16 protein-coding genes are annotated in these 14,847 nt (G+C 69.1%); 8 read left to right on the top strand and 8 right to left on the bottom strand.

Annotated features, from left to right (window positions below; genetic code table 11):
• Positions 1-123: 123 nt before the first annotated feature.
• Entirely contained in the window at positions 124-1,362 is a 1,239-nt protein-coding gene (locus tag KWI83_RS13065) for an LCP family protein (protein ID WP_256362146.1), read from the bottom strand.
• A gap of 264 nt (positions 1,363-1,626) precedes the next feature.
• Entirely contained in the window at positions 1,627-2,175 is a 549-nt protein-coding gene (locus KWI83_RS13070) for an RNA polymerase sigma factor (protein ID WP_218514492.1), read from the bottom strand.
• Positions 2,176-2,486: 311 nt separating this feature from the next.
• On the opposite strand from KWI83_RS13070, the gene KWI83_RS13075 reads away from it, so the two are divergent.
• The 3 genes from KWI83_RS13075 (at position 2,487) to KWI83_RS38470 (ending at position 5,789) form a co-directional block, all read left to right on the top strand.
• Positions 2,487-3,869 (top strand): acetyl-CoA carboxylase biotin carboxylase subunit family protein, encoded by a 1,383-nt coding sequence (locus KWI83_RS13075; protein ID WP_218514493.1) that lies wholly within the window; start codon positions 2,487-2,489, stop codon positions 3,867-3,869.
• 228 nt (positions 3,870-4,097) lie between these two features.
• Positions 4,098-5,432, top strand: a complete 1,335-nt coding sequence (locus KWI83_RS13080; RefSeq protein ID WP_218514494.1) for an FtsW/RodA/SpoVE family cell cycle protein — start codon at positions 4,098-4,100, stop codon at positions 5,430-5,432.
• 225 nt (positions 5,433-5,657) lie between these two features.
• Positions 5,658-5,789, top strand: a complete 132-nt coding sequence (locus KWI83_RS38470; RefSeq protein ID WP_256362147.1) for a hypothetical protein — start codon at positions 5,658-5,660, stop codon at positions 5,787-5,789.
• A gap of 70 nt (positions 5,790-5,859) precedes the next feature.
• Here KWI83_RS38470 and KWI83_RS13085 read toward each other — a convergent pair whose 3' ends face one another.
• The gene (locus tag KWI83_RS13085; RefSeq protein ID WP_308122040.1) at positions 5,860-6,483 is read right to left on the bottom strand and encodes a pyridoxamine 5'-phosphate oxidase family protein; all 624 of its coding nucleotides are present in this window, start codon (positions 6,481-6,483) and stop codon (positions 5,860-5,862) included.
• Positions 6,484-7,005: 522 nt separating this feature from the next.
• Between KWI83_RS13085 and KWI83_RS13090 the strand changes: the two genes are divergently transcribed.
• Positions 7,006-7,722 (top strand): polysaccharide deacetylase family protein, encoded by a 717-nt coding sequence (locus tag KWI83_RS13090; protein ID WP_308122041.1) that lies wholly within the window; start codon positions 7,006-7,008, stop codon positions 7,720-7,722.
• Between the two features lie 122 nt (positions 7,723-7,844).
• Here KWI83_RS13090 and KWI83_RS13095 read toward each other — a convergent pair whose 3' ends face one another.
• On the bottom strand, positions 7,845-8,294 hold the full coding sequence (locus KWI83_RS13095) for an ATP-binding protein (RefSeq protein WP_218514497.1): 450 nt from the start codon (positions 8,292-8,294) through the stop codon (positions 7,845-7,847).
• A gap of 90 nt (positions 8,295-8,384) precedes the next feature.
• A complete protein-coding gene (locus KWI83_RS13100; RefSeq protein ID WP_218514498.1) occupies positions 8,385-8,765 on the bottom strand; it encodes a hypothetical protein in 381 nt (126 codons plus the stop codon).
• A 243-nt stretch (positions 8,766-9,008) separates the two neighbouring features.
• Between KWI83_RS13100 and KWI83_RS13105 the strand changes: the two genes are divergently transcribed.
• The 4 genes from KWI83_RS13105 (at position 9,009) to KWI83_RS13120 (ending at position 11,896) form a co-directional block, all read left to right on the top strand.
• The gene (locus KWI83_RS13105) at positions 9,009-10,385 is read left to right on the top strand and encodes a hypothetical protein (protein WP_218514499.1); all 1,377 of its coding nucleotides are present in this window, start codon (positions 9,009-9,011) and stop codon (positions 10,383-10,385) included.
• Between the two features lie 108 nt (positions 10,386-10,493).
• A complete protein-coding gene (locus KWI83_RS13110; protein WP_218514500.1) occupies positions 10,494-11,114 on the top strand; it encodes a LuxR C-terminal-related transcriptional regulator in 621 nt (206 codons plus the stop codon).
• A gap of 98 nt (positions 11,115-11,212) precedes the next feature.
• Complete coding sequence (locus KWI83_RS13115) at positions 11,213-11,605, top strand: PAAR domain-containing protein (RefSeq protein WP_218514501.1); 393 nt, start codon at positions 11,213-11,215, stop codon at positions 11,603-11,605.
• 42 nt (positions 11,606-11,647) lie between these two features.
• Positions 11,648-11,896, top strand: coding sequence for a cell division protein CrgA (locus KWI83_RS13120; protein ID WP_218514502.1), 249 nt, complete (start codon positions 11,648-11,650; stop codon positions 11,894-11,896).
• An 84-nt stretch (positions 11,897-11,980) separates the two neighbouring features.
• Here KWI83_RS13120 and KWI83_RS13125 read toward each other — a convergent pair whose 3' ends face one another.
• The 3 genes from KWI83_RS13125 to KWI83_RS13135 form a co-directional block, all read right to left on the bottom strand.
• Positions 11,981-12,634, bottom strand: coding sequence for a class F sortase (locus KWI83_RS13125; protein WP_256362148.1), 654 nt, complete (start codon positions 12,632-12,634; stop codon positions 11,981-11,983).
• A gap of 37 nt (positions 12,635-12,671) precedes the next feature.
• The gene (locus KWI83_RS13130) at positions 12,672-13,646 is read right to left on the bottom strand and encodes a hypothetical protein (protein WP_218514503.1); all 975 of its coding nucleotides are present in this window, start codon (positions 13,644-13,646) and stop codon (positions 12,672-12,674) included.
• Positions 13,647-13,834: 188 nt separating this feature from the next.
• Positions 13,835-14,689, bottom strand: a complete 855-nt coding sequence (locus KWI83_RS13135; RefSeq protein ID WP_218514504.1) for a zinc ribbon domain-containing protein — start codon at positions 14,687-14,689, stop codon at positions 13,835-13,837.
• Between the last annotated feature and the right edge of the window lie 158 nt (positions 14,690-14,847).

Consider the following 14,847-nt stretch of genomic DNA (forward strand, 5'->3'; position numbering starts at 1 on the left):
TTGTGCTCGGTGTCCTCGCACCATAGGCGGAACTTCACCGAGGCCAGGAGATCCGACCGTAGGAATTCAGGAGTCACGATTCCGTCCCCCGGACGCCGTTCGATCTTCGCCAAATTCGACGCATCAGTCCACACAGGGAATTCCCTTGCCGCTGAGACCCTGCGGCAGCGGCTTCGCAGCAGGCGATGCCTTATCGACTGAGCCACGCAGTGCGGCGGGAAGGGTGAAGTCACCGCCGAGTACGACACTGAGTCGGCCGGTCTTCACCGTTCCGTCCGATTCGACGGCCGCACCTCCGAGAAGGCGTGCGAGCTGCTCGGCCTCCGCCCGCCCGTTCGGTCCGAAGTGGACGACGGTCGCGTTCTGGTGCTCCGCATTGCCGATCCGGCCCTGCTGGTAGCCCTTGGCGCCCAGTGCTTCGGCGGTGCTCCTGGCCAGTCCGTCCTTGCCCGTGCCGTTGCGGACGTCGACCGTCGGCAGGGGTTCGCGGTGCCCGGTCTCCTTCGGGCTTGCTGACAGTGCGCGCTGCACGAAGGAGTGGACCGCGTCCGGGTCCACCAGGTTGACGGACTGTCCGTTCCTCGTGGCGAAGCCGGCGATGGGCAGCGTGTGGAACTCCACGTTCCCACCGGACAGGGAACTGGCCTGGCGGACGAAGCTCAGAAGATCCCATCCCGCGTCGATGACCAGATCCTTCTTGGACGCGTTGATCAGGTCGGTCAGCCGGGAAAGCGTACTGAAGACGCCTTCGTTGCGAAGTTTGTACATGACGGAGGAGAGGAACGCCTGCTGCCGTCGCGTTCGATCGAGGTCGCCGTTCGGAAGGCCGTGCCGCTGTCGCACGAAGGCCAGTGCCTGTGCCCCGTTCAACGTCTGGTGGCCGGCCGGGAAGCCCGCCCCCGAGTAGCGGTCCTTCACGGGGTGCTTCAAGCAGACCTCGACTCCACCGAGGGCGTTCGCCAGGTCGTAGAAGCCGGCGAGATTGACCTCGGCGAAGTGGTCGATCGGGACCTTGAGGAAGTCCTCAACGGTCTGTATCTCGGCGCGGCGTCCCGCTTCGCGTCCCTCCCGTTCCAGCCGGATCTCGTCGGTCTCACCCGCCTGCCGCAGCTTCTCCTCTTCTCGTGCCTTGGCGAGCCCGTACGCTTCCTTGATCTTTCCATGGCCGAAGCCCGGTCTTTCCACGTAGTCGTCTCGCGGGATCGATATGCCGGTGGCCTTGCTGCCGTCGTTGGGAACGTGAAGCAGTATCAGGGTATTGGTGTTGTACCCGCCGATGTCGCTGTGGCCGGCGTGCAATTGCTTGAGGATCGCGGGCGGCAGATCCTGCCCGTTCTGGTCCTTCCTGCTGTCCAGGCCCATCAGGAGGATGTTCGTTGAACCGTCCCTGGGCCTCGGGGCGTGGGAAGGGAGGGCATGTGAAGTCGCGATGCCGCTCTCGAGGTCCCGCATAAGGTGCCAGCAGATTCCGCCCGCTATGAGCGCCACGATGACTACGCCGAGGGTGATACGGCGTATCCATGTCCGTGCGGGATGTCGTTTCGGCGCGGCGTGTGACCATGTGGTCGTGGAATCGTCGTCGGTCGGCGATGACATGGGGCGTGGGTCCTCGGTTCTGAGACGCGTTCACGAAGGGTTGGGGTGACTCGGAGGCGACGACGCCGGTTTCTCCCCCGCCAGGTGCAGCAATCGCCAACGGAGGGAACGCATGGCACGGAAGCTGAGACTCTTCACGGCCCCGACGGCGATCCCGAGTGTTTCGGCGATGTCCGCCTCCGTCATCCCGTACCAGTAGCGGAGCACGATGACCTTCCGCTGACTCTTGGTGAGGGTGGCGATTGCCTGCTCCAGCTCGCCGTTGTCCGTTTCCCCTGGAGGGAGGCAGGCCTGCGCGATGGAGTCCTGCGCGACGAGCAGCTCCACATCCTGCGGGAGTCCACAGCTCACTGTCCTGGGTGTCCGTTGAGCCGAGCGGTAGCGGTCCCTGACCAGATTGGTGAGGACACGTTGCGCATAGGCCTCGGGATGGGAAATGGCGGACCAATGACACGCCGTCCGGAGAAGAGTCGCCTGCAGAAGATCCTCCGCTGCGTGCCAGTCGCCATGGGCCAGGGTCAGAGCTCGACGGAAGAGCCTTGGGGAATGGGCTGTGGCGAATTCGTCGAAGCCAGGCACGTTCCGCTCGCTCTCACTGCTGTTCGATCAGTCATCGAGCCAAGCACCGATACGGCCAGGAAGCCGTCGTCCGATAGGACGACGAGCGGGACGAAACCGACGTCCGGCACAGGCCCCGCGGTCCACCTCCTCGTCGCAAGCCCTGCCCTTTTGGGACATGGATTCGGCCTGTTTCAGCGGCTGATGGGGAAAGGCTGAGGCCGTCGGCCGTCGGAAGACTGCAGCCCGCGCATCTCTCCTCCACCCATTTCTCTCCTCCACCCATTTCTCTCCTCCACCCCTTTCCGAGGGACGACGCTCGTGAGGTCTGCATGGATCACCTCCTGTTCGTATACGCCAAGGGCGGCCCTCCGCTGGAGCACGTCGTGCCGCGCATCGCGGCTCACGCACGGGTACACGTGCTGGCCTTCAGCGAGTTGCCGCGCACGGGGGCGGCCTTCTGGGAGTCGTCCGTCGCATCGGTGCGGCATGTGACCGTCGAGTACGAGACGGGCCTCGTGGACGTGATCGTCAGCCGGGCCAAAGCTGTCCGCGCAGACGCGGTGTTGACCGTGTCGGAGTGCGCCGTGGTGGCCGTGGCCCGGGCGTGCACCGAGTTGGGCCTGCCGGGGGCCGGCGACGGGGCCGTGCTGGCGCGCGACAAATGTGCGATGCGCAGCGCATGGCAGGCGGCCGGTGTACCCGTACCCCGTTTCGTCCCTGTGCGGAGCGAGGTCGACGCGTTCGCCGCAGCACCTCGGTTGAGCCCGCCGCTGGTGCTCAAGCCCGCGTGGGGCATCGGATCCGTGGCACATCAGATCATCCACCACCCTGACGAAACGGCCGGAGCCTGCGCCACCGCAATGGACTTCCTCGAAAGGTCCACGCCGACCGACCTGGTCTGCCTGGACAGGGGCAGCCCCGCGGCATCAGGGGGCTTCATCCTCGAAGAGATCGTGCCTGGCGCCGCCGCGGACTGGTACACGGACGCGAATGCCTGGGGCGACTACGTCACGGTGGAAGGCATCGTCGCGGGCGGCGAGTACCACCCCTTGTGCATCACCGGGAAACTACCGGTTGTTCCGCCCTTCACCGACAGGGCCGGCATCATCCCCGCAGCGCTGCCGGAGGCGGCCCAGAGGCGTATCGAGTCGCTGTCGAGAGCAGCGGTCGACGCGCTCAATCTGTCGACCTGCGCCACCCATACGAAGATCAAGCTGGGGCCGGGCGGCGCCATGTGGGTCATCGGAACCGCCGCACGGGTCGGTGGGGCGATGACCGCCCGGCAGATGGAGCTGGCGTTCGGAATCGACGTCATCGGCATGGTCACCCGTGAGCTGCTGGGCCTACCGGTGGCCTACCCGTCCCGGATGCCGGTCCGGGGCCGCGAGGCGTCCGCTTCTCTTCTCGTGCACGCGGCTCACGGGGACGGCACGCCGTGGGTCGAACAGCGCGTATGGGACTTCGGCGCCGTCGAGTGGCGCGATCTTCTCGCCGACGACAGCCGTATCGCCGTGGTGCGTGAATCATCGCTTCCCGATGGGCGCCCGATGCCCGCCTACGATCCAGCGGGCGGATCCATCGGCACGGCCGCGCTCTGCCTGATCACCGGTCGCACGCCCGCGACAGTGAACCGCGACTGCCATCGCATCGGCGAACTGCTCTACCAGCGTCTGGCAGTTGCGGCAGACGGCGAGAGGGGAGGTGGGCGGTGACGGCTGTCGCCCCGCTCGGAAGCGTCCGCACCGGAAAGCAATCGCACCGGAAAAGCAACCGCATCGTCATACGACTGGTGGACGGACCATCGCCCATAGCCGTGCGACGGTGGCCCGATGCGGCTTTCGGCAACGGGTGATGGCACATCAGCACGGGCGGCGTCGTACGGGCCGCCTCCCCCGACCTCGCGGCTCTCCCCGAGTGCCGGCCGGCACTCGGAGGGCGGCATGGAAGCACTCGCGCGCCGCCGACGCCGGATCGAGGCGCTGATGACCGCGCTCGCGGTGGCCGTCACGGTCATGGGCTACTTCTGCGAGTCGATCGCCACGACGGGGACGCTGCCCTCCGGTCTGACCGGATTCACCATCGCCCAGTGCCTCCTCCCGCTCGCCGCGCACGTGGTCGTGCGCCGGTGCGCGCCGTACGCGGACCCCGTCATCCTTCCGGTGGCCACCCTGCTCACCGGCCTCGGGCTGGTACTGATCCACCGGCTCGATCATGCCTACGCGGCACGCTTTCACGCGTCGCCGGCCGCTCCGGACCAGTTGCTGTGGACGGTTCTCGGTGTGGCGTCGTTCATCGCCGTCCTGGTACTCCTCAAAGACCACCGCAGGTTGCAGCGCTACATCTACCTGACCGTGGCTCTGGGCATGGTCCTGCTGATGGCGCCCGCGTTCTTTCCGGGAGACACCTACGGTGCCAAGCGGTGGATCTCCCTGGGACCGGTGTCCATCCAGCCGGGCGAATTCGTCAAGGTGATGATCGTGGTGTTCTTCGCCGGGTATCTCGTCACCCATCGCGACGCTCTGGCGCTGACCGGCCGCCGGTTCTGGGGACTGCGGCTGCCGCCCGGCCGCCAGTTCGCCCCGATCGTCACGGTGTGGGTCCTCAGCCTGCTCGTCCTGGTCGTGGAGCGGGACCTCGGCACTTCGCTGATCTTCTTCGGCGTGTTCGTCGTCATGCTCTACGTGGCGACCGAACGCACCAGTTGGATCGTGTTCGGTCTCCTGATGGCCGGTGTGGGGGCATTCGCCGTCGGTTCCCTCGAACCTCACGTGCGGGGGCGGATCGTCGCCTGGCAGCATCCCTTCGACATCTTCCTGCCTCCCGATCAGCGGCCTCCGGGCCTGGTGTCCGACCAGGCGGCTCAGGCTCTCTTCGCCATGGGAAGCGGGGGCATGACCGGGACCGGCCTGGGACAGGGGCACCCCGAACTCATCGGCTTCGCCGGGCGCAGTGACTTCATTCTGGCCGCCGCGGGAGAAGAACTGGGCCTGGCCGGCGTCATGGCCATCCTTCTTCTCTACGCCCTGTTGATCGAGCGTGGTATGCGCACTGCGCTCAGTCTGCGGGACCCTTTCGGCAAGCTGCTTGCCGTGGGCCTGTCCACGGCCCTGGCTTTGCAGGTCTTTGTGGTCGCGGGCGGTGTCACGGGGCTCATACCGCTGACGGGAAAGGCACTGCCCTTCCTCGCTCAGGGCGGTTCCTCTCTCCTTGCCAACTGGATACTGGCAGCCCTGCTGATCCGGGTCAGCGACAGAGCGGCACAGTCGGGCGAGTAGCCCGGGCCGACGCCTGTTTCCTGCGTCTCGTCCACCAGTTGCCGGACCGGCCCTTCCACACCCGGTACGGAGGCTGCGGCCGGGTGTCAGCTTCTCGGAGTTCACGGAGGCATGGGTTGCCGAGCCGAATCACTTCGGCCGACCGGTTCGGGTGTCTCATGCGCAGCGGATGGGCGACGACCGCGAGATCGTTTCCTGTGCACTGATCGACGCCACTCAGAGTGGGTGGAGGAGGCGCTTCGTATTCCTGAGGTGGCGCAGCCGGAGTACGCCCGCCACAGCCAGATCGACCAAGTGATCGAACGCACGGTGCTCAAAGGACTCTACGAAGTGGTCGACACGACCGCACTGACGTGACCGACACCTCATGCGTCGGGCCCCGGGGCTGTGTGAAGCCCCGGGGCCCGACGTTTGAACGTATGAGGTGTCAGTAGCGTTCTCGGGCGTCCGTCGCGGAGATGTGTTCATCCAGCGCCGCAGCGGGCTGATCGAGGCGGAGCTGGTCCTTGAGGATGCTGCCGAAGGTCGGCAGCTCGCGCCGGTCGGGCCACCCGCTCACATCCCACAACCCGGACCTCTTGAAGGCCTTGGCGCAATGGAAGTAGACCTCCTCGACGTCGAGCAGCAGCGCCAGCACAGGCCGCCTGCCTCGCACAGCCATCGCGTCCGTGAAGGGGGCGTCCTTGATGAGACGCGCCCGTCCGTTGACTCGCAGGGTCTCCTGGACGCCGGGGATCATGAACAGCAGCCCGGCGTGCGGGTTGTCGAGGACGTTGCGGAAGCTGTCGAGCCGGCGGTTGCCGGGGCGGTCGGGTATCGCCAGGGCCCCGTCGTCGAGAACGTGCGTGAATCCGGCGGCGTCGCCCCGGGGTGATACGTCACAGCGTCCCTCGGCGTCGGCCGTGGCGAGCAGGCAGAAGGGAGAGCGGGAGATCCAGGCCCGCGCGTGGGCGTCAAGGCAGTCGAGCTGCTTCCGGCGAACGGCGGGGCTCGGGTGGTCGATGAGCTCTCGCAGTTCCGATGCGTCCTTGATTCCCGTGTAGCCGGTCACGGTACTCACCTCTCCGCCTCTGCTGTCGAGGACAGCAGCCGTGTGCTGACCGAAATCCACTGTCACCCGCGGCCGCGGGCAGCACCTTCCTCCGATCGGTCGACAACCGGTATGACCAGGACGCCGACGCTCCGACACGGGAGGCCACCACTCCCTCACTCCACGTAGCCAGTCGAAGGCTTTGCGCATTGCCGACCTGCGAGGACGCCCTGCTCCGCGTACATCTCAGGCCGCGATCCTCCGGCCCGTCAGCCGATCAGCGGACCAGTCACGGCGCCGCACGACGGTTGCATGGAGTCCCGCCGACCGGCGGTTCCAGCCGGCACGCGAACGCGTGGCAGGTGCGCGTGGTGCTGACGGTGCGAGAGAGACGGAGCCGAGAGAATGAGTCGCCCCTCCCATCACCCCAGGCACCGCGAACGCCGGAGCCAGAGCATGGCCCACGGGCGTCAACGATCCGTTCTCACGGCGATGTTGCTGTGCCTCGTGAGCGTCGGCGGTTGCGCCGTGGAGCACGAAGCGGTGGCCGTGGCACCCTCGCAGAGCGGCGCCGCGCACAGCCGGCCCTCCCCCGGCGCCTCCACGGCGCCGTCCCCCAGCCCTCAGGCGGGCGGGCTCGCCGTGCACAACCAGGTGAACCCGGCGATCGCCCACAGCACCGGCGCGGGCAGCCGCACCGTCGCGCTCACCTTCGACGACGGCCCCGACCCGCGTTGGACGCCGCAGATCCTTTCCCTGCTCTCCCAGTACCACGCCCGTGCGACGTTCTGTCTGATCGGTCCGCTGGCGGAAGCCCATCCCGAGCTCGTGCGGGACATCGTCGCCGCCGGGCACCGGCTGTGCGACCACACGGTCCACCACAACGAGGCCATGCACGCCCTGCCACCCGGCGCCCAGGAATACGAGATCACCGGAGCCCAGGCCATGATCTCCCGGGCCGCCGGGGTGAGTGCCCCGCTGCGGTACTTCAGGGCTCCCGGCGGTGACTTCACCCCCGCCATTCGGCAGATCGCGGCGCGCCACGGGCTGCGTCCGCTGGGTTGGACGGTCGACGCCGAGGACTGGAAGCGGCCCGGTGTCGCCGCGATCGTGTCCAACGTCAAGCGGGAGCTGCGGCCCGGGGGCATCGTGCTGATGCACGATGCCGGCGGCGACCGCTCCGAGACGGTTCAGGCGCTCAGGCAGTTGCTGCCCTGGCTGGTGGCCGAAGGCTACGGCTTCGAATTCCCGGAGACCTGAGCAATGACTGCGGTGGGCACCACGCCGTAGCGCTACAGCACGCAGCGCCGGCTCTGTCCAGGTACGGTCAGATCCGGCGCTGAGCGGTATCGGCACGGTATCGGCCTGGGGAACACGCAGGACTACCGATCCCCCGACGGGAAGCAGATCCGGACGTAGACCGTCTTGCCTTCCTGAGCGTCCGGGCGCCGGCGTACGCCCCAGCCGTCCGCCAGGACGTCGACCAGGCCCATCCCGAAGCCTCCGGTCTCGCCGCGCTCGCTCTCCGGGCGGATGACCGGGCCCTCGGCGACGCCGTCGTCTATCTCGACGGTGAGTTCCGGGCCGTCCCACGAGGTCCGCATCTCGCTCGGGCCGCAGGCGTGACGGCAGGCATTGGTGACGAGTTCCGAGACGATGAGCAGAGCGGCGTCGGCCTTCTCCCTGATGGCAGGGGCGGCCGCCTCAGTCAGGCCACGGTCGCGCAGCCGTGCCAGCACGGTGCGGCGGGCGTCGCGGGCGGCGAACCGCGGATCGGCGAAGTGGGAACGGTGCGGCGCCCGGGCGACGGGACGCGTCAGTGCGATGGTCATCGGTTGTCCCTTCGGATCGGGGAGGGTCGGGGAGGGTCGGGGAGGGTCGGGCGTACTGCCACCCGGGGTGGCATGCCGTAGAGCGCACGGTCATGCGCGATGCGTGACCGACGGGGCGCTGTCGGTCAGGACCAAGCACCCCAGGTGTCCGGTAGCGGTCGTGTACAGGGCCTTGACGACGCCGGCCGCGGCCAGCGACGTCCGGCAGCGCGGACACGGTGCGGCCGGCGTGGGCCTGCCCGCGGCGTCGACCCGGGCGATGCAGATCACCGCTCCGGTCGTACGGCGCGCTCTGCGCAGCACCCTCTCCTCGGCGTGGAAGGTCGCGTTCCGGAAGTCCACGCTCGGCGCGTTCCGGAGCACGTTGGGACCGGCGGCCAGGACACGGTTGCCCATGGCGAGGACCGCGCCCACCCGGTAGCGGCACGACGAGCGCGTCGCCTGTCGGATCGCGAGGTGGATGAGCGCCACTCCGGTTCCTTACCGCCGAGGCGGTGGCTGTTTGATCGCATATGCCCAGAGTGTCGGTTTATGCAGCGCACACCGATCCCCGGATCGGTCCATAAGCCGACTGACAGCCGTCCACCGATGGCAGCCGCCGCGTCCCCCATTCATCGGATCCCGGCGCCGGTGCCCGAAGGTGACGCGACCGGTGCTCCCGCGCCCTCCCCTTCGGCCGTTGGCACCCGAAACCGCGGCTGAGAGCGTCGCGGCATGGGAGTCATCGCTTCATTGCAGACCGCTGATATCACCGTGGAGCCGGGCGAGGAGGCACGGTGTGAGGTGCGGCTGCGCAACACGGGCACCGTGGTGGACCGCTTCACCCTCGATGTGCTGGGGGAAGCCAAGGAATGGATCACCGTCTCTCCGGCAGAGGTCAGTGTCTTCCCCGGCGACGACGCGACCGCCGAACTGACGTTCCGGCCGCCGCGGGCGGCGAGCACCCCGAACGGCAGCGTCCGGTTCGCCCTGCGGGTCATGTCGTGGGAGGACACCGAGGGATCCACGGTCGAGGAGGCCACGGTGAACGTGGGCACGTTCACCGACCTCACCGCGGAACTGCTTCCCCGGACGACCCGGGGACGGTGGCGGGCCCGCACCCGGCTCGCCGTCGACAACCGTGGCAACTCCCCGGCCTCCGTCACCCTCAGCGGCCTCGACGAGGACGGGAAGCTGCGCTTCGTCATGAGGGAAGGCGCCCTCCGTGTCGATCCCGACACCAGCAGGATCGTCCCGGTGCGCCTGCGCGTCGGCGAGAGGTTCCTGGTGGGACCGCCGCGGACCGTCCCGTACCAACTCCTTGTCCGCGGGCCGGAGAACAACACCGTCACGGCCGACGGCGCCCTCGTCCAGCTGCCGCTTCTGCCCGCCAGGCTCCCCAAGGCACTCGTCCTCGCCACGGCCGGCCTCGTCCTGGCATGCGTCCTCGGGCCCGCCTACTTCAAACCGTCGGCGCACTCGGCGGCCGTGACCGCCCCGCCGCAGGACACCGGGGCCGGGGCGGACAACGCGACACACAGCACCTCCCCCGCGCCTTCGGGGCGGCCCTCGGCCCAGTCGAAGCCGGACGAGGCCTCGGCGTCGACGCCGCCGCCTCCGTCACCAGGCCCGTCGGCCGAGCGGGACACCGGACGGGAGGGCGGCAGCCCCGCCGCAACAGCGAAAGCACCGGCGGTCACCGGCAAGAACTCCCCGACCGCCGCCCTGGAGGAGACGGAAGCGGCACCCGAACCGGTCAGCATCCAGGCCGAGGACTTCCGCATCGAGACGACAGCCGCACCCGGAAGGCCCGGCGAGTTCAAGACCTTCGAGCACAAGGTCCCGAAGGGACAGACGCTTTACATCAGCGACTTCATGCTGGAGAACCCGCACAGGGACACCGGCACGCTGCAGATTCGCCGGAACGGCGCCGTCCTGATGGAGTACGAGCTCTCCGACGTCCACCCCCAACTGGACCGCCACTTCCTCGAACCGCTCAGGTTCGAAGCCGGGCAGCGGCTCGTACTGGCCGTCGACTGCCGGAAGCCGGGCCGGACCGCATGCACCCCCGCCGCGTTCGTCTCGGGACGCTCCATGACCCCTGCCGAATGACGGATAGCCGTGCGACAACCCTGAGTTAAGGCTGCGTGGAGGCGTGCGAGGACATACTTCGGGGCGCGAGCTCACCGATGCCGCGGTGACAACCAGATAGGAGCCCCCATGCAGGACAGGATTGCGGTGCAGGTGCGCGCCTTGGACCCCATCTCCGAGATGGGTGTCCTCACGGCTCTCCGGCCACGGCCGGAGGTCCGCCTGGTGGACGGTCCGGAGGACGGGACGGTCGGCGTCGTCGTGGCCGAGGGCGTGAACGACCAGACGGTCCAACTGCTGCGGTCGGTTCGGGCGAACGGTGCGGAGAGCGTCGTCGTCGTGGCCGGTGCGGTGGACGACGACGGGCTTCTCGCATCGGTCGAAGCGGGCGTCGGCGGTGTGATCCGCCGACAGGACGCGACAGCAGACCAACTGGTGCGGCTGATCACGTCGGTGCACCGAGGCGCCGGAGTGATGCCTCCCGACCTGCTGGGGCGCCTCCTCAAGCAGGTCTCGCGTCTGCAGAACCATGTGCTCACGCCGCGCGGCATCAGCCCCACCGGCCTCACCGACCGCGAGGCCAGCGTGCTCCGGCTCGTCGCCAAGGGCTTCGACACGGCCGAGATCGCACGGCAGCTCGCGTACTCGGAGCGCACCGTCAAGCACGTTCTCCATGACGTCACGACCCGCTTCCAGTTGCGCAACCGGTCGCACGCCGTCGCCTACGCCATTCGCGAAGGGCTCATCTGAGAGGCATGACCGTACCCACCGGCGGTACGAGCACCCGCCACCGCTACGCGCATCGAAGACGTCGGCCGTGCGCCCCGCACCACCCGAAAGGCACTGACATGAGCCGGCCCGCGGCACGCCTGGGCGACCGAGTGACCGGCACCGACACCCACATCGTGCTGGTGCCGTCGCCGGGCGGGCCGGTGCCCACGCCCACGCAGCTGCCGTTCAGCGGCACCATCACCTCGGGCTGCTGCGCCACGGTCCTGATCGGCGGGAGACCCGCCGCCACCATCGGGAGCCGTGCGACGAACGTCCCTCCGCACGTGCCCCCCACGGGCACCTTCGCCAGGCCCCCGGAGAACTCCGGGAGCGTCAGCACGGGCGACCCTCGCGTGCTGATCGGCGGCAGAGCCGCGGCTCGCAACGGCGACACCGTGGTGACGTGCAGCGACCCGGTGCCCGCGCCCAACTGCAGGATCTCCGCTGCGGGAAACGTCCACATCGGCTGACCGCCCCCGCGGCACTTCTCACGATCAGGAGTTCTCACGCCCATGCTGCTTGCTCGAAAGAGGGCTGCCGCGGGTCAGGCACGCACCTCACCCGCCGTCACACGCCTGAAGAGGGAGTTCCGGTGGACGCCACTGGCGATGGCCGCTCTCCTTTCCACCGGTCTCACCTGGATCGTCCTCTTCTACCTGACCCAGGGTCGTCTCCCCGTCCACTCCTGGGGGAACTGGAACCTCGGATTCGGTATCGCCCTCCTCGTGACCGCCCTGTGTCTCTCCGCACGATGGCGGTAGCGGGCGCGGTCGGCGTGGACGGCACAGGGCCGGGGGCCGTCCGTCCGAGCGGAAGGCCCCCGGCCCTGTGCTGTCGACCGGCGTTCAGTCCGCGGCGGAGGAGGCGGTCAGCTTCGCGTAGACCACGACGTTGTCCTGGTACGCATGAGCCGCTTGGTCGTAGTGGCCGCAGGTGATCAGCCGGAGCTCCGCGTCCGCGGTGTCCCCGTAGACCTCGCGCGCCGGGAAGTCGCTCTTGGGGTACTCCGCGAGCCGGACGACCGTGAAGTGTGCGGTCGTCCCGTCCGCACGGTGGACGAGGACGGCCTGACCCGCCCGGAGCACGCCCAGCCGGTAGAAGACGCCGGTGCCGTAACGCCCGACGGTCGAATGTCCCAGGATCACCGCGGCCCCCTTCTCCCCCGGTGTGCTCGATCCCTGGTACCAGCCTGCCGGCGCGTCGGCTGCGATGGGCGGCACCTGCACCTCACCGTTGCGGTCCAGACCGAGGGTGTCGAGCCGCGATCTGACATGAAGGGACGGTATGTCGATACTCACGGGCTGTGAGCGCGCCATGGGAGCGGCGGCCACCACACGGGCCTCGGGACCGGTCGTGGCCGAGGGCCGCGGTGGCACGGTGTGCGCCGGATGGGGCCACCAGGAACCGCTCGTCGCCCCCAGGAAGAGTCCGCCGGCGAGCACAGCCGCCGCGATCGCGGCCCTCAGCGCCAGGCCGCGGGCACGCACGGACGACGGCATCCTTCCGGCCCTCCTTTCAGCCCTCCCTGCGGACTCCTCACCGCTGCGTGCCGGTGCGCCGGCGGCGCATCACCAGACCGGCACCCCCGGCCCCTGCGAGGAACCCGCCGAGGGCCGCACCCACCGCCTGACCGACGTTGACCGTGGCCTTCGAGGAATCGCTCGCCGGGTCGAACTCACCGGTCGCGGGGGCGCCGTTCGGAGTCACGTGCGGCGACGGGGTCGCGGGATGCGTGCCGTCGTGGTGGGTGCCCCCGCCGCTGTCCGACCCTCCGCTGTCCGTGTGCTCGCCGAGCACCTGGAAGGTCGTCCTGGCGGTGCCCTCGCTGCCGATCAGTTTCACGACGTACCTACCGGGCTTCCGGACCGCGGTGGCATGCCCGGTGAACGCGAGCGGATCGGTCTTGTCGAGCGTGGCCGAGCGGCCCTGGAAGCCCGCGGACTCCACCGCCTTGACCGTACCGATGGGGTTGCCCTGCGAGTCGGTGGCGACGGTTCCCGAAACGCTCACCTCGGTCCCCGGCCGCACTTCCGTCGACGAGACGAACACGCGTGCCGACTCCGCCCGGCCCGGGGACCGAGTGGGCTTCGGAGTCGGCGACGGGGTGGGGCTGTCGACCGTGAAGGACGTCGACACCTCTCCGTTGCTGCACTTGACGGTCACCTGGTACGGGCCTGACCTCTGCACCGCCGTTGCCGTGGCGGTGAACGCGTCCGGCCTGTCCTTGGTCACCTTGGCCGTGCCGCCGACGAAACCGGGCGAGGTGATGGACGTGAGCTTCGGGGCAGGGCCGCTGTCCGGCACAGCACAGGTGCCGTCGATGTGGACGGTGCCGCCCGGCGCGACCGTCGGTGCGTCGACGGAGACATGCGCGGCGCTGCCCGGTGAGGCCGGTGCGTCCGTGGCCTGTGGAGCGGGGGTCGACGGCGTGTCCGCGAAGGCGGTGCCGGACCCGAACGCCAGGGTTCCGGCGGCGAGGACGGCCGCTGCGTGGAGTGCGGAAATGCGCATAAGAGGACCTTCTTCGATGTCCGGTCGCTCCTGCCGTGGTGCGCCGAGCCGGGCTCGGGGACCTCGGGGAGCGACAGCCAGCCCGCACGCGATTCGCGACTGCGTTGGTGCGGGACTCCACAGTCCGCCCGGAGTGCGGCCGCGGGTATCGGTCGATCGCGGGACCGCGGGGAGGACTGTCGCGTCCCTCAGAGCCCGCTCACCTTCGTGAAGAACTCGATCTCGGACAGGGCGACCAGGCGGTCCCCCTTCGTGGCCGGGTCGATGGCGGTGATGTGCACCTCCAGCTCACTGACGTCGTCCCGGTCCGGCAGGGTGATCTGCTGTGGCGAGGGAGAGTCCTTGATCGTGAGGTCCACACCGTCCTGACCTGTGAGGACGAGCCGCAGCCGCTCCGGCCGCCCGTAGGCACGGAAGTCCGCGGTGTCCCCGTTCCAGATCACCAGGTGGTCCAGAGAGACCGGTTCGTCGAACCGGACGGTGAGCACGGGCTCTCGTACCGACGCGTGGAATGCCCAGAACGTGTTGCTGAAGCCGTCCACGGCATGGACCCCCTCGTGTCCCTTCACCGCGCTGCTGGCGACCGCCTCGGCAGGAACCGCCGGGCGGAATTCGGGCCGGATCACCAGACCGATCCTGTCCCGTATCGCCCGGACCTCGCGGTCGACGGCCTGCCGCATGGGCGGGTGCAGCGCATACAGGCTGGTCGCGGTGATCGCCGCCACCCCGACCGCCATCCGCAGAAAGCCGAGGACCGAGGGCGTTCCCCCACCGGAAGTGCCGTTCCCCGATCCCTGATGACCGGGGCGCTGCCCGGCCTTCAGTCTCCTGTCACGGGTACGCAGGAGCAGTCGGCGCCACCATGGCTGCCGGCGGCGGACCTCGCGGGTGGTCTCCAGCTTCTCGCCGCAGTGGCGGCAGAACGTCCGCTCCAGCGGATTGCCCGACGTGCACGCCGGGCAGCGGAGGTTCCCGTCCCGCGAGCGCCGTTGCACCTGCTGGGGCGCCTTGACCGCCGTGTCCTCCCGGGGTCGTTGAGGCATGACCTCCTCGGGCTGTGCGGGCTTGTCCCCGTCGGAGGGGGAGCGCCGGAGCCGCCGCTCCGCCGCGGGGACGCCCGCGACGCGCGGGAACTGCGGTCTCCGGCCGACTCCCGTGGGCGGGCGACCGTCTGCGGCACGATCTGCCGCCTCGCCCGTAC

It is taken from the genome of Streptomyces sp. TRM70350 (assembly GCF_019219825.1).
Lineage (GTDB): Bacteria > Actinomycetota > Actinomycetes > Streptomycetales > Streptomycetaceae > Streptomyces.

Coding starts and splice junctions, on each gene's coding strand:
- KWI83_RS13105 (WP_218514499.1), top strand. CDS start 9,009: ATGGGAGTCATCGCTTCATTGCAGACCGCTGATATCACCGTGGAGCCG.
- KWI83_RS13110 (WP_218514500.1), top strand. CDS start 10,494: ATGCAGGACAGGATTGCGGTGCAGGTGCGCGCCTTGGACCCCATCTCC.
- KWI83_RS13135 (WP_218514504.1), bottom strand. CDS start 14,689: ATGCCTCAACGACCCCGGGAGGACACGGCGGTCAAGGCGCCCCAGCAG.
- KWI83_RS13130 (WP_218514503.1), bottom strand. CDS start 13,646: ATGCGCATTTCCGCACTCCACGCAGCGGCCGTCCTCGCCGCCGGAACC.
- KWI83_RS13075 (WP_218514493.1), top strand. CDS start 2,487: ATGGATCACCTCCTGTTCGTATACGCCAAGGGCGGCCCTCCGCTGGAG.
- KWI83_RS13095 (WP_218514497.1), bottom strand. CDS start 8,294: ATGACCATCGCACTGACGCGTCCCGTCGCCCGGGCGCCGCACCGTTCC.
- KWI83_RS13080 (WP_218514494.1), top strand. CDS start 4,098: ATGGAAGCACTCGCGCGCCGCCGACGCCGGATCGAGGCGCTGATGACC.
- KWI83_RS13120 (WP_218514502.1), top strand. CDS start 11,648: ATGCTGCTTGCTCGAAAGAGGGCTGCCGCGGGTCAGGCACGCACCTCA.
- KWI83_RS13065 (WP_256362146.1), bottom strand. CDS start 1,362: ATGGGCCTGGACAGCAGGAAGGACCAGAACGGGCAGGATCTGCCGCCC.
- KWI83_RS13125 (WP_256362148.1), bottom strand. CDS start 12,634: ATGCCGTCGTCCGTGCGTGCCCGCGGCCTGGCGCTGAGGGCCGCGATC.
- KWI83_RS13115 (WP_218514501.1), top strand. CDS start 11,213: ATGAGCCGGCCCGCGGCACGCCTGGGCGACCGAGTGACCGGCACCGAC.